The 17,177-nt window shown below is 70.6% G+C and carries 15 protein-coding genes and 1 pseudogene; 9 read left to right on the forward strand and 7 right to left on the reverse strand.

Annotated elements, in window-relative coordinates; all coding sequences use genetic code 11:
* Positions 1-885 (forward strand): carbohydrate ABC transporter permease, encoded by an 885-nt coding sequence (locus BEK98_RS30645; protein ID WP_094219959.1) that lies wholly within the window; start codon positions 1-3, stop codon positions 883-885.
* The gene (locus tag BEK98_RS30650) at positions 885-1,790 is read left to right on the forward strand and encodes a carbohydrate ABC transporter permease (protein ID WP_094219960.1); all 906 of its coding nucleotides are present in this window, start codon (positions 885-887) and stop codon (positions 1,788-1,790) included. Before BEK98_RS30645 ends, BEK98_RS30650 begins: the two co-directional genes overlap by 1 nt.
* A gap of 359 nt (positions 1,791-2,149) precedes the next feature.
* Here BEK98_RS30650 and BEK98_RS30655 read toward each other — a convergent pair whose 3' ends face one another.
* Both BEK98_RS30655 and BEK98_RS30660 read right to left on the reverse strand, forming a co-directional pair.
* Positions 2,150-2,812 carry a response regulator gene (locus BEK98_RS30655; RefSeq protein ID WP_094219961.1) on the reverse strand — a complete coding sequence of 221 codons (663 nt, stop codon included), beginning with the start codon at positions 2,810-2,812 and terminating at the stop codon, positions 2,150-2,152.
* Positions 2,787-3,959 carry a sensor histidine kinase gene (locus BEK98_RS30660; protein WP_094219962.1) on the reverse strand — a complete coding sequence of 391 codons (1,173 nt, stop codon included), beginning with the start codon at positions 3,957-3,959 and terminating at the stop codon, positions 2,787-2,789. The genes BEK98_RS30655 and BEK98_RS30660 overlap by 26 nt, the downstream gene beginning before the upstream one ends.
* A gap of 175 nt (positions 3,960-4,134) precedes the next feature.
* Between BEK98_RS30660 and BEK98_RS30665 the strand changes: the two genes are divergently transcribed.
* Positions 4,135-6,405 (forward strand): MMPL family transporter, encoded by a 2,271-nt coding sequence (locus BEK98_RS30665; RefSeq protein WP_094219963.1) that lies wholly within the window; start codon positions 4,135-4,137, stop codon positions 6,403-6,405.
* A 67-nt stretch (positions 6,406-6,472) separates the two neighbouring features.
* Here BEK98_RS30665 and BEK98_RS30670 read toward each other — a convergent pair.
* Positions 6,473-7,476 (reverse strand): annotated as a pseudogene (locus BEK98_RS30670) (IS5 family transposase).
* Between the two features lie 989 nt (positions 7,477-8,465).
* Between BEK98_RS30670 and BEK98_RS30680 the strand changes: the two are divergent.
* Together BEK98_RS30680 and BEK98_RS30685 are read left to right on the forward strand one after the other, a co-directional pair.
* Positions 8,466-9,530, forward strand: a complete 1,065-nt coding sequence (locus BEK98_RS30680; protein ID WP_094219966.1) for a LacI family DNA-binding transcriptional regulator — start codon at positions 8,466-8,468, stop codon at positions 9,528-9,530.
* A 30-nt stretch (positions 9,531-9,560) separates the two neighbouring features.
* Entirely contained in the window at positions 9,561-9,764 is a 204-nt protein-coding gene (locus BEK98_RS30685; RefSeq protein ID WP_094219967.1) for a hypothetical protein, read from the forward strand.
* Between the two features lie 85 nt (positions 9,765-9,849).
* Here the strand turns inward: BEK98_RS30685 and BEK98_RS30690 are convergent, their stop codons facing one another.
* From BEK98_RS30690 to BEK98_RS30705, 4 genes are all read right to left on the reverse strand, one after another.
* A complete protein-coding gene (locus BEK98_RS30690) occupies positions 9,850-10,113 on the reverse strand; it encodes a hypothetical protein (RefSeq protein ID WP_094219968.1) in 264 nt (87 codons plus the stop codon).
* Positions 10,110-10,973, reverse strand: coding sequence for an isocitrate lyase/PEP mutase family protein (locus BEK98_RS30695; RefSeq protein ID WP_094219969.1), 864 nt, complete (start codon positions 10,971-10,973; stop codon positions 10,110-10,112). The genes BEK98_RS30690 and BEK98_RS30695 overlap by 4 nt, the downstream gene beginning before the upstream one ends.
* 161 nt (positions 10,974-11,134) lie before the next feature.
* Positions 11,135-11,797 (reverse strand): ThuA domain-containing protein, encoded by a 663-nt coding sequence (locus BEK98_RS30700; protein WP_094219970.1) that lies wholly within the window; start codon positions 11,795-11,797, stop codon positions 11,135-11,137.
* A 29-nt stretch (positions 11,798-11,826) separates the two neighbouring features.
* Positions 11,827-13,404: a PucR family transcriptional regulator gene (locus BEK98_RS30705; RefSeq protein WP_094219971.1), complete on the reverse strand. Its 1,578-nt coding sequence runs from the start codon at positions 13,402-13,404 to the stop codon at positions 11,827-11,829.
* Between the two features lie 193 nt (positions 13,405-13,597).
* Here BEK98_RS30705 and BEK98_RS30710 point away from each other — a divergent pair, with 193 nt between their 5' ends.
* The 4 genes from BEK98_RS30710 to BEK98_RS30725 all read left to right on the forward strand — a co-directional run bounded on the left by BEK98_RS30710 (position 13,598) and on the right by BEK98_RS30725 (position 17,177).
* A complete protein-coding gene (locus BEK98_RS30710) occupies positions 13,598-15,052 on the forward strand; it encodes a sodium:solute symporter family protein (RefSeq protein WP_094219972.1) in 1,455 nt (484 codons plus the stop codon).
* Between the two features lie 19 nt (positions 15,053-15,071).
* The gene (locus BEK98_RS30715; protein ID WP_094219973.1) at positions 15,072-15,863 is read left to right on the forward strand and encodes a class II aldolase/adducin family protein; all 792 of its coding nucleotides are present in this window, start codon (positions 15,072-15,074) and stop codon (positions 15,861-15,863) included.
* Between the two features lie 66 nt (positions 15,864-15,929).
* A complete protein-coding gene (locus BEK98_RS30720) occupies positions 15,930-16,562 on the forward strand; it encodes a VOC family protein (protein WP_094219974.1) in 633 nt (210 codons plus the stop codon).
* Between the two features lie 42 nt (positions 16,563-16,604).
* The gene (locus BEK98_RS30725) at positions 16,605-17,177 is read left to right on the forward strand and encodes a hypothetical protein (protein WP_094219975.1); all 573 of its coding nucleotides are present in this window, start codon (positions 16,605-16,607) and stop codon (positions 17,175-17,177) included.

Raw genomic sequence — 17,177 nt, forward strand, 5'->3', positions numbered from 1 at the left:
ATGGTCCGCTCCCAGCGCTGGAAGGGCGCCGCCTTCACCGTGCCCTTCCAGCTCGGCTTCGTGTTCCTGTACCTGATCCCGATCGGCTACGCGGTCTACGAGTCCCTGTACCGCGAGCACCAGTCCGGGCTGGGCCTCGGCGGCGCCACCGAGCAGTTCTCGGGACTGGCCAACTACCGCCAGGGCCTGACGGATTCGGCATTCCTCCACTCCGTGCTGCGGGTGTTGCTCTTCGCCTGCGTACAAATACCGGTCATGCTGTTGATCAGCCTCCTCCTCGCACTCTTCCTGGACGCGCTGTCCTCACGTGTGGCGGGCCGGTTCCGGATCCTGCTGCTGGTGCCGTACATGATCCCCGGGGTGGTCGCGGCCATCGTGTGGATCAACCTGTACAGCCCGGACGTCGGCCCGCTGACCCCGCTGGGCAAGGTCTTCGGTCTGACCTGGAACTTCTTCGCCCCGTCCATGGTCTGGCCGTCCATCGGCAACCTGCTGACCTGGCACGGCATCGGCTACAACATGGTGATCATCTACTCGGCGCTGCAGGCCGTACCGCGCGAACTGTTCGAGGCGGCCCGACTGGACGGCGCCTCCGAGCCGCGGATCGCCCTGAGCATCAAAGTCCCGTACGTGCGAGGCGCGTTGGTCCTCACCGGCATGCTGTCGATCATCCAGATGCTGCAGATCTTCAACGAGCCGGCCCTGTTCCGGAACGTCACTCCCCAAACGGTCGGCGACAGCTTCACCCCGATCATGGTGATCTACAACCAGGCGTTCAACGCGGGCAACTACCACTACGCGGCGGCCCTTTCGGTGCTGCTCGCCCTGATCCTCGGCCTCGCCTCCTTCCTCTTCTACCGGCTCACCGCGCGAGAGGCCGACTGATGACGCTCACCGAAGAACGCCGGCCGGCGAGCCCGGTCCGCCGCCTGACCCGCCCGGACCCCGCCTCCCGCTCCCGCGGCGGCCAGCGTTTCCTGCTGCTCGGGCTGGTGCTGGCGAGCGCGTACAGCCTGTTCCCGGTGTGGTGGCTGCTGGTCGCCGCCACCAAGAACCGTACGGACCTGTACCAGAGCAACGGCCTGTGGTTCTCAGGCATGCACCTGTGGTCCAACCTGCGCCAGCTGTTCACCTACGAGCACGGCATCTTCCTGCGCTGGACGGCCAACTCGTTCCTGTACGCCGGCGTCGGCTCGCTAGGCGGCACGCTGATCGCCCTCGCCACCGGCTACGGCCTGGCCCGCTTCGACTTCCCGGGCCGGGGGGCGGTGTTCGCCTGCGTGGTGGGCTCGTTCCTGGTACCGATCGCCCTGCTCACGCTCCCCCTCTACCTCCTGTTCTCGAAGATCGGCCTGGTGGACACCCCCTGGGCGATGCTGATCCCCTGCCTGATCAACCCCTTCAGCGTCTACCTGGCGAAGGTGTACACAGAATCCACCGTCCCCTACGAAATCCTGGAGGCAGCCCGCATCGACGGCGCGGGCGAGCTGCGGATCTTCATCACCATCGTCCTGCGCATGATGACGACCGGCGGCGCCACGGTCTTCCTCCTGGCCTTCGTCAACACCTGGAACGCCTTCTTCCTCCCCCTGACGGTCCTACGCGGCGAGGAGAACTGGACGCTCAACCTCGGCCTGTACAACTGGACCGGAAAGCGCCTGGAGTCGGGGGTCGACCTGACCAGCCTGGTACTGACGGGGGCGTTGCTGTCGATCGTGCCGATGGCGGTGATGATGGTGGCCATGCGGAGGTATTGGCGGACGGGGGTGACGTTGGGGGCGTTGAAGTGACAGTGCTGGGAAATCCCGTGAGCTGCGGCTTCGATCCCGACCCCTCGCTGGTCAGGGCCGGCGACTGGTACTACGCGGCGGCCACGTCGTTCGAGTGGTTCCGGACCATCTAGGGCGCGTATCGAGTCGTGATCATCGGGTGGTCCTGGTGAGGTCTTTGATCCAGATCATCGAGGCGTGCAGGTGGAGACTGGCGAGGTAGCTGTCGGGACTCTTGTCGTATCGGGTGTCTCACCGTCCCTGTCCCGGCCCCCTGGTACGTCACGCTCTGGGGCGGGTGAGGCACGTGGAGCCGACGTGAGCCGACCGGTGCACTGATGTCCGGGCGGGGACTCATGGGACATGGCCCGGCACCCGGCTCAGGTTCCGGGGAGGATACGGCGCGTTTCGTAGGCCCACATCGCGATCTCGACCCGGTTGCGGGCGCCGAGTTTGGCCATCAGGCTGGCCAGATGCGTCTTCACCGTGCTGAGGCTGATGTGCAGCGCATCGGCGATCTCGGTGTTGGTCAGCCCGCGAGCGACGGCGAGGAGCACCTGCTCCTCGCGGGCGGTGACGGGGGAGACCGGCTGGGCCACGGGCCGGCCGGCGGGCAGGTCCGCGAATGCCTGGAGCAGACGGACGGTGACGCTGGGCGCAATGAGCGCCTCACCGCCGGACGCCGACCGTACGGCCTGCGCCAGAAGGTCCGGTCCCGTGTCCTTGAGGAGGAATCCGCGGGCGCCGGCACGCAGCGCGCCGTAGACGTACTCGTCGAGGTCGAACGTGGTGATGACGACCACGGCCAGCGGGTCGGCGACGCCCGGGCCGGCGACCAGCCGGGTGGCCTCGAGCCCGTCGAGTACGGGCATGCGGATGTCGAACAGGCAGACGTCGGGGCGTAGTTCGCGGGCCAGACGTACTGCTTCCCGCCCGTCGGCGGCCTCGCCGACCACCGCGATGCCGAGCTGGGCGTTCAGCATGATCCGCAACCCGGTGCGGATGATCGTCTGGTCGTCAGCGACGAGGACGCGAATGGACACCGCTCTCGCTCCTCGCTCTCGGCAGTTCGGCTTCGACATGCCAGCCCCGGTCGATACCCGGGCCGGCTCGTAGTGTGCCGCCGAGCAGAGTCGCGCGCTCGCGCAGTCCGGTAAGTCCGTATCCGTCGCGACCCCGGCCGGTGCGCCGGCCGTTGTCGCGCACGCTCACCCGTACCGAGTGCCGTTCCGCGGCGACCCGAACGACGAGCTCGGTCGCGTCGACCGCATGGCGCAGCGCGTTGGTCACCGACTCCTGCACGATCCGGTAGACGGCCGCGTCCACGGCCGGGGGCAGCGCGTCCAGTTCACCGTCGAGCCCCAAGTCGACCCTGAGGCGACCACCCGGGGTGCGCACCAGGCGCTCCAGATCCGCGACTCCGGCAGGGGGCGCCAGCTCGGCGCCGACCCCGCGGTCGCGCAGCGCGGCGACCATGGCGCGCATTTCCTCCAGCGTGCGCGCCCCTTCCTCCTCGACCCCCTCCAGCGCCTCGACGGCGGCGGACGGGTCGGTGCCCGCGAGCACCCGGCCCGCCTGGGCGATGATCACCATGGCCGACACGTGGTGGGCCACCGTGTCGTGCAGTTCCCGGGCGAGCTGCTCGCGCTCGCGGGAGCGCACCTGCTCCAACTGCCGCTCGCGAGCGGTCACCCGGAACCGCACGGCAGCCCCGACCACGCCGGGCAGCAGCAGGAAGACGAAGCCCACGACGTTCTCGACGACCGGGGTCTCGTCCGTGACGGAACACAGCGCGCTGGCCGCGAGGATCACCGCGCCGCCCAGCACGATCTCGCGCCCCGATCCCCACCGGGGCAGCGCGTACACCAGCACGAGCACGACCGCGCCGGTGTACAGACCGACCGGCTCCCGAGGAGTGGCCACCAGCGAGACCACCTGGAGCACGATCATCGCGCCGAACGCGAGCACGACCGTCGTCAGCGGGCGGGTCCGGCGCCACAGGGGCAGTACGCACAGCCAGACGGCGAACACCACGGCCACCGGCCGCCACACGACGTTCTCGCGCAGGGTGGCCTCCAGCACCACACCGGCAAGGCCCGCGGCGAGCAGCGCCCAGTCCCGCAACACCCGGGCGGGCGCGTCGGGCGGCCGGGGTTCGGTCCACAGGGTTCGCACGTCGTCTCGCAGCACGGTTCTCAGCCTAGGGACCGCGCCGTGCCGCGCATCGGCCGAAAGGACGGGTCGTCACTCCGCCCTGGGGCCGACGGATCCGCGGCCCGCGAGCCGATGCCGCAGAGCGCCGTGGCGACGAACCTCGGCATCGGCGGCCGTACAAGGACGGCCGACGAGGTGGTTGGAGGACCCGATGCTCACGAAAGCCCTGTTGCGCCTGGGCGCAAGCGCCGCCCGCCATCCCTGGCGGGTGATCGCGGCATGGCTGATCGCCGCCACGCTCGCCGTCCTCGCCGCGATCGCCATCGGCGGGCGGACCGCGGACTCGATGACCGCTCCGGGACTGGACTCCCAACGGGCCGCGGAACTGATCGAGCGGGCCGGCACCGGCCAGGAGGGGATGACCGCCCAAGTGGTCGTCACCCCCCTCGACGGCGGCGCGACGTTCTTCGACCACGGCAGCGCGCGCACCGCTCTCACGCGGCTGCAGACCGAGGTGAAGCGGCTGCCGCACGTGCTCGGCACGAGCGACCCGGCGGGGGCACTCGACGCAGGCGGGGACACCACCGTGCGCGGCGGCCTTGTCTCGGCCGACGGGCGGATCGCGGTCGTCCGGGTGCAGTACCCCGACCAGAGCCGGCTGTCGGCCAAAGACCTCGACGCCCTCGTCGATCTCGGCGACCGGCTGCGCGCCGAGCTGCCCCTGCGCATCGAGATGGGCGGGAACCTCTTCTACGTCTTCTCCGACCCCGACGGCGGCGCGAGCGAGTTGATCGGCCTCCTCGCCGCGGCCGCGATCCTGTTCCTGGCGTTCGGTTCGCTCGTCGCCGCCGCGCTGCCGATCGGCATGGCGGTCTTCGGACTGACCGTCGGGGTCGCCACGATGACGGTACTGGCGGGGGTGACAGAGGTCCCCACCTTCGCACCGGTCCTGGGCAGCATGGTCGGGCTCGGAGTGGGCATCGACTACGCGCTGTTCGTGCTCGCCAGGCACCGGGAGTACCTCGCGCGCGGGCTCGATCCGCACGTGGCGGCCGGACGAGCGGTGGCCACGGCGGGGCGGCCGGTGGTCTTCGCCGGCGGCACCGTCGTCGTGTCGATCCTCGGCATGGCGGTCGCGAACGTGCCGTTCATGACGGTGGGCGGGCTTGCCGTCTCGATCGTCGTCCTGACGATGGTGCTCGCGTCGGTGACGCTGCTGCCGGCCTTCCTCGGCGCCGCCGGCCCACGCCTGGCCCGGGCCGGCCGGATCGGCCGGGCTCTGCAGACCAGGAAGCTGGGCCGCCTCGGCCGGCGGCGGGACACGGCGGCGGGCGCCGTCCCCGCCGCCGGGTGGCGTCGCTGGATCGGGCACGTCAGCCAGCACCCGGTGCCGTACGCGGCCGGCGCGGCGGCGCTGCTGCTGACGGCGACGCTGCCCGTGCTCGGCCTGCGCGTCGGCCTGCCCGACGACGGGTCACTGCCGCAGAGCCGTACCGAGCGCCGGGCCTACGACCTCGTCGCCGAGGGGTTCGGCCCGGGCACCAACGGTCCCCTCGTTATCGCCGCGGACCCCGCCGGTGATCCGGGAGTGGTGGACCGTCTTGTCGCGACGGTCGCGGCGGATCCGGGGATCGCGTCCGTCGCGCCGGCGCGCATCGACCGGGCCACCGGCGTCGCGACCCTCGTGGTGTTCCCGACCACCAGCCCTCAGGACAAGGCCACGGCCGACACCCTCTCCCGGCTGCGTGCCGAGGTGCTGCCCGCGGCGATCGGGCACGGCCCGGCCAGGGCGCACGTCGGCGGGGCCGCCGCGAGCCTGTCCGATGTGGGGCGACGCACCAGCGAACGTCTGCCGGTGTTCGTCGCCGCCGTGCTGGCGATGTCGTTCCTGCTGCTGATGCTGGTCTTCCGCTCGGTCCTCGTACCGCTCAAGGCGGTGCTGCTGAATCTGCTGAGCATCGGCGCGGCCTACGGCATCATGGTCGCGGTCTTCCAGTGGGGCTGGGGAGGCGCACTCATCGGGCTGGAGACGACGGTGCCGATCGTGTCGTTCATCCCGATGTTCCTCTTCGCCATCCTGTTCGGCCTGTCGATGGACTACGAGGTGTTCCTTCTCTCGCGCGTGCGCGAGGAGTACCTGCGCACCGGCGACAACGACACGGCGATCGTTGAGGGCGTCTCGGGCACCGCCCGGATCATCACGTCGGCCGCCCTCATCATGGTGGCGGTCTTCCTGTTCTTCGCCGTCGCCGAGGACCCCTCCACCAAGATGTTCGGGCTCGGCCTGGCCACCGCGATCTTCATCGACGCGACGGTCGTACGCATGGTGCTGGTACCGGCGACCATGACACTCCTCGGCCGGGCCAACTGGTGGCTGCCGGGGTGGCTGGACCGGATGCTTCCCCGCGGCCCGGTCGGCACCGACGACACCGACGCTGAATCCACGGGTGAGGCCCCGCGTCCACGGCTGGTTGACCGTTGACTCAACTCCTGCCCGCCCTTGGCGTCCGGCACCTCAGCGCGTCACCTAGGGGCATATCGAGTCGTGATCATCGGGTGGTCCTGGTGAGGTCCATGATCCAGATCATGGAGGCGCGCAGGTGGAGACCGGCGAGGTAGCTGTCGGGAGTCTTGTCGTATCGGGTGGCGATGCCTCGCCATGCTTTGAGCTTGTTGATCAGGCGTTCGACTGTGTTCCGCTCCTTGTAGAGATCGGCGTCGTGGCTGACGGGTCGGCCACCTCTGGAGCCCTTCTTCTTCCGGTTGGCGGCCTGGTCCTTCTTCTCCGGGATGACCGCCTTGATACGGCGTTTGCGCAGGTGGGCGCGGTTTCCGCGGGACGAGTACGCCTTGTCCCCGGCGACCGTGTCCGGCCGGATGCGGGGTCGGCCGACGGGCCCGCGTACCCGTACCTTCTTCAGGACGGGGATGAACTGCGGGCTGTCCGCTGCCTGGCCTGTGGTCAGGATGAACGCCAGCGGGCGGCACTTGCGGTCGGCGGCGAGGTGGACCTTGCTGGTCTGCCCGCCTCTGGAACGTCCGAGGAGGGCGGCCTTCAGCCGGAGTTTCCGCCGACGCCGGATGCGTCGTCGTTCTTCCAGCGCGGGATCACTTTCGGTCTCTTGCCCGTTTTGCTCTTCGAGGTCGCCCCCTTTGACCTGGCCTTCTCCTCCTCGGCCGCGGCTTTCTCCAGGGCGGTGACGACGTCCTCGTCGAGGTGCATCCCGGCCGCGTCGTGGTGGGCTCGGGCGGTGGTGGAGTCGATGCTGACCAGGGACAGGTCCACCTCACCCCGCTTCGCGGCTTCCGTGATCAGGCCCTCCCGCAGGGTCTCGAAGACGCCGGCGTCACGCCACTGCCGGAAGCGGTTGTGGACGGTCGACCAGGCGCCGAACTCCGTCGGCATCTCCCGCCACTGCCCGCCCGTCTTGAACCGCCAGATCACGCCCGCGAACTGCTGCCGCAGTCGCTCGGGGTACGGGCCATACTCGCCGATCGGCAGGTACGGCTCGATGAACTCCCAATCCGGATCGGTGAGTTGCACTCGCGTCACGTAAGATCGTCTATCGGACCGGACCGTGCCACGAAGGCGCATCCCGCAAATTGATCACGACTCGATACGCGCCCTAGTACTCCAGTTGAACATCGTTACGTGCCCTGGGCTTGGGGCTGCCTGTCGCTGACGGAATCCAGGTGGGGACTCGGCTTACTACCTGGATAAGGCCGGGGGGACGCTGAGTCCCATGGCGACACCCGGCTGGGGCCACGGACCAATCTCTGCGAGCTGAAGGCTTCCCGGCGGTATCGGGTTGGGTGATCCCGTATCAGGCTCCCGAGAACCCCTTGGTGCTGGCACCAGTGCTGGTGGCCCATTCGCAGGATGCGGAAACAGCGCGACGCCTGCGGGACACCGGTCACGGGCCTCCGCGACGGTATCGCCGTCGCGGGCTATGGAGAAAACCGCCGACGATGTGCTGAGCGACCTTCGCTTCGCCTCCGTCGGCGTGGGAGAGGCCCGCGTGAGCGCTGCGCGGAGCAATCGTGCGGCCGCCGACGGTGTCTCGCCCTGCCTGGACGCAGACTTCACCGTGCTCAAGTCGGGGGAATGGCAGGTCTTCATGGGCTCCGCGCCGGTTCCTGCGAAGTTCAGGAACCAAGCAGGCGCCAACCGGGGCGTGATCTCCCTCTCGGTGGGGGGAAGGTGCAAGAGACCCTCGTAACACCGTCGCTCCGACGGCTCCGTCCGCTTCTACGCAGGAGGCAAGACCGCCCTCACCGGTTCCGGAACGGAGGTCATCGCGCCCAAGGACTACTGGCTGACCCGCATCGCCCTAGGGTGAGCCACAGCCGACCGGACCCCGCCCTGTTCGAAGTTTCGAAAGTCCCTCCGCCCACCATCCCGTGAATTCCCATGTCTTCACGCCGTGTTGACGCGCATCTATCGTAGGAAGCGCTTTCTGCATGCTCGGTGAGCAGGCCGCGGAAGCAGCGTTGGTCGCAACTTTCGATGGCCCAAGGGCGGGTCGGAGAGGCGGGTTCCCTATGGTCCGTGCGGGGAGTGCGAGCGTGGTGGCCGGGCCGACGCTGGCGGTGGTCGCCCGCGAGGCGGGGGTGTCGGTGCCGACCGCGTCGAAGGTGGTCAACGGGCGGGAGGACGTGGCTCCCGAGACCCGGCGCCGGGTCACCGAGGCGCTCGACCGGCTCGGGTACGTGCGCAGACCCCGTTTCGACGCGGCGAAGGCGCCGGCCCTGGTGGACCTGGTGGTGCACTCGCTCGAAAGCTCCTGGTCCGGTGCCGTACTGCACGGGGTGGAGGAGGCGGCGTACGAGGCGGGACTGGAAGTGGTGGTCTCGGCGAGCCTGAACCGCGCCCGAGGCGAACAGCCCGGGCGCGACTGGCTGGACAAGCTCACCGCGCGCGGCTCCTCGGGCGTGCTGTTCAACCTGGCCGAACTGTCCCCCGCCCAGTACGCCTGGCTGGACCACCACCGCATCCCGTTCGTGATGATCGACCCCGTGCACGAGCCGCCGGCCGGGGTGATGTCGGTGGGCGCCGCCAACTGGCAGGGCGGGGTGAGCGCGACCGAGCATCTGCTGGCCCTCGGGCACGAGCGGATCGCGGTGATCGCCGGGCAGCGCCGCAAGATGTGCAGCAGCGCCCGGGTAGCCGGCTACCGCTCGGCGCTCGCCTCGGCCGGGGTGCGGCACCGCGCCGAGTACGTGCGGCACGCCGGGTTCGAGGAGCCGACCGCCCGGCTGCGCATGCACGAACTGCTGGACCTGCCCCAGCCGCCGACGGCGGTGTTCGTGTGCTCCGACCGGATGGCGCTCGGGGTGTACACCGCGCTGGCCGAGCGGGGGTTGAGGGTTCCGGACGACGTCAGCGTGGTCGGCTTCGACGACCTGCCCGAAGCCCGCTGGGCCACCCCGGCGCTCACCACCGTCCGCCAGCCCCTCGCCGAGATGGCGGCGACCGCGCTGCGGCTGCTGGTGCGGATGATGCAGGGCGAGCGTCCGGAGGGCACGCGGACGGAACTGTCGACCCGGCTGGTACGGCGGGCGAGTACGGCCCCGCCGCCCGCGGCCCGTTCGGCCGCAGCGCGGTGACCACCCCCAACCCAAGATCGTTTACCGGGCATGAATCCCACCCCGCGCACCGCGGCGGCCCTCGCAGCGGCCGCCGTCGCCCTGGTCACCGCCTACGGCACCGCCCAGGCCGCGAGCCGGACCCTCGCCCCCGCACAGCACCGCACCACCGTGGCCGCCCCCGGCGACGAACACGACCCGAAGGAGGACGTCGAGCTGGACGAGAACGGCCGCCCGGACCTCCGCGAGGACTGAGGAGAGGCTTCAGCGGCACGGCGGAGCGGAAGGGCCGGGCATCCCCCGCACGGGGTGCCCGGCCCGACCTTCGCACTCCCCTGTCTCAGTCCTCGCCGTCCCGCTCGAGGTCGCCGAGCAGGGCCTGGATGGCGTCCACCGCGCTGCCGTCGTGGTCGCTGCCCGCGGTGCCCTTTCCGGTCTGGAAGTTGAGCGTCCGGTCGACCTCCAGGATCGAGTCGGACTGCGAGTTGTCGATGACGGTGACCAGACTGCTCCCGTTGGCGACCGCGGGCGCGGCACCGGTTCCGAGGAGCGCGGCCGCGATCACCGTCGCCGCCCCGAGCCGGGGCCCGGCACCGCCCGTCACACGCCCACGCCCTCGGGCTGCAGCCGCTCGGGGGCGATGTTCCGCTCCAGCAGCGTGGTCGACGCCTTGACGCCGACCCCGCTCGCCGGATCCAGCTGCGGCAGCCGCCCGTCCTCCGCCTTCAGCTCGGCGAGCGCGGAGTCCATCGCCTCGTGCGCGGCGAACAGACAGGGGGTGCTGTAGATCGCGACGTCGACCCCGAGGTCGGACAGCTCACCCAGCGACAGGCGGGGTGACTTGCCGCCGGCGATCTGGTTGAACAGCAGCGGCTTGTTCCCGACCACCTCGCGGATGCGCTTGATCCACTCGACGCTGCGCACCCCGTCGACCAGGACCACGTCGGCGTCGGTCGCGGCGAGCCGCTCGGCCCGGTGCAGGATGTCGTGCTCGTCGGTGGCGTCCGTGCGGGCGACGACGACCAGGTCCTTGCGGGTTTCGAGCACCTTCTCCAGTTTCTCCAGGTACTCCTCCAGCGGCAGCACCTGCTTGCCGTCCGCGTGCCCGCAGCGGCGGGGCCGCTTCTGGTCCTCCAGGATCACCCCGGAGGCACCGATCCGCTCCAGCCCCTCCACGACGTGACAGGCGACCTCGGGGTCGACGTACCCGTCGTCGATGTCGACCAGCAGGTGGTGGTGCGGGAACGCGCCCCGCAGCCGCTGGACGAAGGCCACCATGTCCGGCCAGGCGATGAACCCGATGTCCGGCAGCCCGTAGTACGACGCCGCGAAGCCGAAGCCCGAGACGAACATCCCGTCGTAGTGCTTGGCCGCGATCGAGGCCGAGTACATGTCGTACACGCCGATCAGCGGTGTGGTCCCGGGCCCGGCGATCCGCTCGCGCAGCTTTTTCCCGTAAGTCAAGGTCCGGCTCCTCCTGTGGGTGGGTGACGCGGGACCGGGGGTCGGGCCACCGCGTCTCGACGCCCTTTACCAGGACAAGAGGATCTCTAGATACACACGTGACCTGCGTTGTACGCGAGCTTTACTCACCCCAATGGCGCAACGGGTTCACCGCAGAAACGTCACTCGGAGAGCCGTCCCGCCCAGGCGATACCGCCGCTCAGGTGGCTCAGGAAGTCCGGGTCACGGTAGGCCTCGGCGGCGTGTCCGAGGGCCGTGTAGAACACCCGTCCGTCCCCCTGCCGGCGGCACCAGGCCAGCGGATGGTCGGCCCCCATCCCTCCCCCGGCGTACGACGCCTCGTCCGCCCGCAGCAGCACCCGTACCCGCCCTCGCGGGTTGGACCGGAAGTCGTACCACTCGTCCGTGAAGTCCCAGACGGCGGGCAGCTGCCGGGTCGCGGGATGCTCCGGGTCCTCTACGACGGCCTTCCCGGGCTGGTACTCCGGATGCCGCTCGAAGCGGGCGCCGAGGAGTTCGCCGTAGTACGGCCACCCGTACTCGGTGCACGCGGCCGCGTGCACCCCGACGAAGCCGCCGCCCGACTCGACGTACGCGGTGAGCCGTTCGCGTCCGGCGGGGGTCAGCACGTCACCGCTGGTGGAGAGGAAGACGACGGCCGCGTACGCCTCCAGCGGGCGCTCCAGGTCCGTGGGGTTCTCCGTGTGCTGGACGGTGAACTCCCCCAGCGCGCTTACGGCGTCGACGGCGTCCGGTATGGAGTCGTGGCGGTAGTCGGTGGTGCGGGTGTAGACGAGCAGTCGAGCTGGGGACGTTGCTGTCACAGGTACTCCCCGTGTGTGTGAGGGACCCCTCAGGGGGATCCGGGCAACCAGTGCAGGGCAAACCAGAGTTCCATGCGGACGTCCGGATCCCGCAGGTCGACGTCGAGGAGTTCGGTGATCCTGGCGAGGCGGTGGCGCACGGTGTTGCGGTGGATCTGGAGGGCCGCTGCGGTGCGGTCCCAACTGCCGTGCAGGGTCAGCCAGGTGCGCAGGGTGTTCAGGAGGACCGTGGCGCCCGGTGGGCCGGCCTCGTCCAGCGGGGCGAAGCGGGCTCGGGCCAGCTCCTCGGCGTCGGCGGGCGCGATGAGCGCGTGCATGCTGAGCGTGTCCGATGAGTGCACGACGGCGGGTGCCTCGGCGGCGAGCGCGCGCTGCAGGGCGCGTTCGGCCTGTCGGTCGGCCCGGGGCAGGTCGGGCGCGGGCGCGGGTGAGCTGAAGCCGAGGACCCACCCGAGGTCGGCGGCCTGAGCGGGGGCGCTCGGCCTGGCGCCCGGCGCGCCGGGGATCAGCGCTCTCAGGTTCGGGCCGTCGATGTACAGGTACGGCGTGCCCAGTGCGGTGCCCAACGTCGCTAGCCGGGCCGGGTCGTCGCCGCTCGGCGGTGCCGGTGCGGAGCCGGCGGGGAGGTGCCGGCCGTGGACCACGGTCCAGTGGTCGCCGGTCGTCCGGCCGGCCCGGGCGAGGGCGGGTGCGACCTCGGCGGGGGTGGCCCCGAGCATGAGCCGTACCAGCGCGCCGACGCTGTGGGTGTCGGTGCCCAGGGCGTGCCGGGGGCTGGTGAGGAGGGCCAGCAGGACGGTCGCCATGCCGGTCACCTGGCGGTGGACCAGGGTCGGGGCCGTGGTGGTGGCCTGGCCGAGTGCCAGTGCCGTGGTGGTGCTGTCCGCGCCGGGCAGGGTGTGGACGGTCAGGTGGACGCCGTCGTGGTGATCGGCGGCTGCGGCAGGTGGAGACGGTCTGCCCGCCGTACGACGTGGGCGGGTGCGCGCGGTGGTGCGTACGGCCAGGTCGCGCACCAGCCGCGGCGTGGGGGCCGGGGGGCGGGAACCCGCGCTGAACAGTTCGTTGCCCTGGGCGTCGTAGAGCGCCGCCCAGGCCCCGGTGTGGGCGCTGAGCTGGGTGAGCACGGCCTGGAGCGCGTCCGGACGGGCGGCGGCGGAGGCAAGGGCGGACTGCGCCTTGGAGATCTCCCGCAGCGCGCGGTTGCGGGCTTCGGCGATCGCGGCGTACGTGGCCTGCCCGACCGCCACGAACGGTGTGGCCGGCGGGAGCCGCAGAAGGGGCAGCCCATGGCGATCACAGGCGGAGACGAGTGCGGGCGGGACCTCGTCGTGCACGGGGGCGACGCCGAAGCCGAGCGCGGCCACCCCGGCGGCTACGACCCGCCGGACATAGGTGTCGATGCCGTCCGCCTCGCTCGGGAGGCGGACGCCGGCGGTGAGGAGGAGTTCGCCGCCGACGAGGTAGGGCGTGGGGTCCTCGATCTCCGTGGTGCCGACCGTGCTGACGCTACGGTCCTCGGTCGGCCCGGCGACCTGGCTCAGTCCCAGTGCGGGGTCGGCAAGCAGCACGCGGAGCGGAACGGACGGCTGCTCGGTCTCGGTCATGATGAGGCATCCTCCCAGCCCGGCGGCACCGCACAGGAGTGCCGGATTCATCCGACGGATGACTCCATATTGGATGAAACCTGCACTTCAGCGCCCGGTCGCCGGGTGGATACGGTCGCAGCCGCTGCCCCTCGAGCAGCCCCCTTGGCGGCCTCGCGCATCAGGCGCCGGCCGCGGCGAACCGGAGGACCCGATGACTGTCGACTACCTCGTCATGGCCGCATACCTGCTGGGCATCATCGGCGTCGGCTGGTGGGGCAAGAAACGCGCCGCGTCCAAGAGCGACTTCCTGGTCGCCGGAAGACGGCTGGGCCCGCTGATGTACACCGGCACGATGGCCGCGGTCGTCCTCGGCGGAGCCTCCACGATCGGCGGCGTGCGCCTGGGGTACACCTACGGCGTCTCCGGTGCCGCCATGGTCTTCGCCATCGGACTCGGCCTGCTGGCCCTGAGCGTCTTCTTCTCGGCCCGGATCGCCCGCCTGCGGGTGTACACCGTCGCCGAGATGCTCTCCCTGCGCTACGGCGACGCGGCCAGCGTCATCTCCGGTCTCGTGATGTGGGTCTACACCCTCATGCTGGCCGTGACCTCCACGATCGCCTACGCCAGCGTCTTCGACGTCCTGTTCGACGTGCCGCGCTGGGTCGCGGTGGTCATCGGCGGCACGATCGTCGTCGGGTACTCGGCGCTCGGCGGCATGTGGTCCATCACGCTCACCGACATGGTCCAGTTCGTGGTCAAGAGCGTGGGCGTGCTCGTTCTGCTGCTGCCCATCGCCGTGGTCAAGGCCGGTGGATTCGCCGCGATGGCCGACCGTCTCCCGCACGGCTACCTCTCGCCGACCTCCATCGGCGGCCAGACGATCTTCACCTTCGTACTGATCTACACCTTCGGCATGCTCATCGGGCAGGACATTTGGCAGCGGGTCTTCACCGCCCGCAGCGACAGGGTCGCCGCCTGGGGCGGAACCGTCGCCGGCGTCTACTGCCTCGTCTACGCCCTGGCCGGAGCCCTCATCGGCATGGCCACCAAGGCGCTCTACCCCGACCTGGCCGCCGCCGACCAGGCGTTCGCCACCATCGTCCGGCACGCCCTGCCCACCGGCGTCAGGGGCCTGGTCCTGGCCGCCGCCCTGTCCGCGATGATGTCCACCGCCAGCGGCGCCCTGATCGCCTCCGCCACCGTCGCCAACAACGACATCTGGGCCCGGCTGCGCCGCCGTACTCCCGCCACCGACCGGGACCGCGACGAGGTCGGCTCCAACCGCCTGGCCATCGTCGTCCTCGGCGCGACCGCCATGGCCGTCGCCTGTCTCCTCGGAGACGTCATCGAAGCCCTCACCGTCGCCTACAACCTGCTCGTCGGCGGCCTGCTCGTACCCATCCTCGGCGGCCTGGTCTGGCGACGCGGGAACCTGCCCGGCGCCATGGCCTCGATGATCGCGGGCGGTGCCACGGTGATCACCTTCATGGTGACCGACGGACTCCTCGCCAACGAGCCGATCTACTACGGCCTGCTCGCCGGCCTCGTCGCCTATGTGGCCGTCAGCCTCGCCACCAGGCCGACCGAAGAGGCCGTCGTCGCGGCATGGCACCGCCGCCTGGCGGGCGAACGCACCGCGGCCGACGCCGAGTTCAGCGCGGCCTGACACCCCAGAAGGAGCACCCATGACCGAAGTGACACTCCGCCCCGACCGCGCCGCCCAGGTCGCCTCCGCCGAGGAACACCGCCTGCGCTGCGAACTCGCCGCCGTCTACCGCCTCGTGGCGCACTTCCGGATGACCGACCTGATCTTCACGCACATCTCCGTCCGGCTCCCCGGACCGGAGCACCACTTCCTCATCAATCCCTACGGCCTGCTCTTCGAGGAGATCACCGCCTCGAACCTCGTCAAGATCGACCTGGCCGGACACCCCGTCGAGGACACCCCCCACCCCGTCAACCCCGCCGGCTTCGTCATCCACAGCGCCGTCCATGCCGCCCGCCCCGACGCCCACTGCGTGCTGCACACCCACACCAGGGCCGGCTGCGCCGTCGCCGCCCAGCGGGACGGGCTGCTCCCGCTCAACCAGATCTCCATGGAGTTCTACGGCAGGCTCGGCTACCACGACTATGAAGGCGTCGCCCTCAACCTCGCCGAACAACAGCGCCTCGTCACCGACCTCGGCGACCACCCGGCGATGATCCTGCGCAACCACGGCCTGCTCACCGTCGGCGAGACCCCCGCCCAGGCCTTCCTGCGCATGTACTACCTGAACCAGGCGTGCGAGATACAGACCGCGGCCACGGCCGCCGGCGCCCGGCTCGTCGTCCCCCACCCCGACATCTGTGAACTCACCGCACGCCAACTGGCCGGCGAGGACGGCAGCTCGGACCTCCAGGACGACAGGGCGTACGACCTCGCCTGGGCGGCGCTGCTCCGGCTGGTCGAGCGGATCGCACCCGACCACAAGGACTGAGCGCGCGGGCGATCGTGCCGCACAGGTGTTCCACACAGGAGTGTCGTTCCCGTAACCTCCCCCGGAATGAAGCCGATTCCTCCGCTGCTGGACCACCTCGTCCTCGCCACGCCCGATCTGGCCGCGACCGTCGCCGAGTTCGCGTCACGGACCGGGGTGACGCCCGCGCCCGGTGGGGTGCATGTCGGGTTGGGTACGCGGAACTACCTGGTCGGGTTGGGCGGCCGGAGCTATCTGGAGATCATCGGGCCGGATCCGGAGCAGCCGGAGCCGGTGGAGCTGCGGCCCTTCGGGGTGGACCGGCTGGCCGGGCCGGCCACGGTGACCTGGGCGATCAGCCCGCCCGACCTGGAGGCGGCCATCGCGGCTGCCCGTGAGCGGGGATACGACCCCGGGCCCATCCACCCGATGAGCCGTCGCACCCCCGACGGCACCCTGCTGCGGTGGCGGCTGACCGACAGCGGCAGCGGGCATCCCTCCGGGCTGGTCCCGTTCCTCATCGACTGGGGCGGCTCGGTGCACCCTGCCGCCTCGGGACTGCCCGTCACCCCGCTGCTGGAGGTGACGGCCACGGCTCCGGAGCCGGACAAGGTACGGCCCCTGCTGTCGGCGCTGGGCACCGAGCTGGCCCTCGGTGAGGGGCCGTTCATGATCTCTTTCACCGTTCGGACGCCGGAAGGGCCGGTCACCTTCGGCTGAGCCCCGGAAGCCCGGGTGCCCTCCGTGTGCCAGCATGAGGCTGTGATCGTGGTCCTCCCCGGCTGGGTCTGGCGAGGCGGTCCGGTGCGCAGGGCAGTGAGCGTCGGGCTTCCGGCCGGTGTCTTCTTCGGCGCGTTCGTACTGGCCGAGTCGGGGTCATGGGTGGGCGCGGTCGCGGCGGTTCTCGTCCTCGGCCCCTTCTACGGAATCAGGGTGGCCCGACGGATGGGCAGGGTCTGGCCCGGGGCCAGGGACCTGGATCCCGCGGATCGGTCGGCGGTGGTGGGCGCCGCCCGACGTGGTGAGGACATCGGTGACGCCCGGCTGGCGCCTGCCGTCGTCGACTACTGCGACGGCCTGCGGACGGCACGGGAACAAGACCGCCTCCTGCTCTGGGTGATCCTGGTCTTCGCCGGACTGGCCGTGGCTCTCGCGGTGATCGACACCTCCTCCGGATCGACGCGGGAGGCATGGGTGTCGTGGCTGTTCGTCCTGTTCTTCCTCGTGGAACTGACGTGGTGGCCCAGGAGACAGACGCGCATCATGTCCCGGGTGGAACAGGCGGAGCAGTCGGCCCGTCGCCTGGTACGACAGCGGAATGCGGCTGGTGAGTGA

Source organism: Streptomyces diastatochromogenes (assembly GCF_002242805.1).
Classification (GTDB): Bacteria; Actinomycetota; Actinomycetes; order Streptomycetales; family Streptomycetaceae; genus Streptomyces; species Streptomyces diastatochromogenes.

Coding starts and splice junctions, on each gene's coding strand:
- BEK98_RS30685 (WP_094219967.1), top strand. CDS start 9,561: ATGAATCCCACCCCGCGCACCGCGGCGGCCCTCGCAGCGGCCGCCGTC.
- BEK98_RS30715 (WP_094219973.1), top strand. CDS start 15,072: ATGACCGAAGTGACACTCCGCCCCGACCGCGCCGCCCAGGTCGCCTCC.
- BEK98_RS30720 (WP_094219974.1), top strand. CDS start 15,930: ATGAAGCCGATTCCTCCGCTGCTGGACCACCTCGTCCTCGCCACGCCC.
- BEK98_RS30710 (WP_094219972.1), top strand. CDS start 13,598: ATGACTGTCGACTACCTCGTCATGGCCGCATACCTGCTGGGCATCATC.
- BEK98_RS30705 (WP_094219971.1), bottom strand. CDS start 13,404: ATGACCGAGACCGAGCAGCCGTCCGTTCCGCTCCGCGTGCTGCTTGCC.
- BEK98_RS30665 (WP_094219963.1), top strand. CDS start 4,135: ATGCTCACGAAAGCCCTGTTGCGCCTGGGCGCAAGCGCCGCCCGCCAT.
- BEK98_RS30680 (WP_094219966.1), top strand. CDS start 8,466: ATGGTCCGTGCGGGGAGTGCGAGCGTGGTGGCCGGGCCGACGCTGGCG.
- BEK98_RS30645 (WP_094219959.1), top strand. CDS start 1: ATGGTCCGCTCCCAGCGCTGGAAGGGCGCCGCCTTCACCGTGCCCTTC.
- BEK98_RS30650 (WP_094219960.1), top strand. CDS start 885: ATGACGCTCACCGAAGAACGCCGGCCGGCGAGCCCGGTCCGCCGCCTG.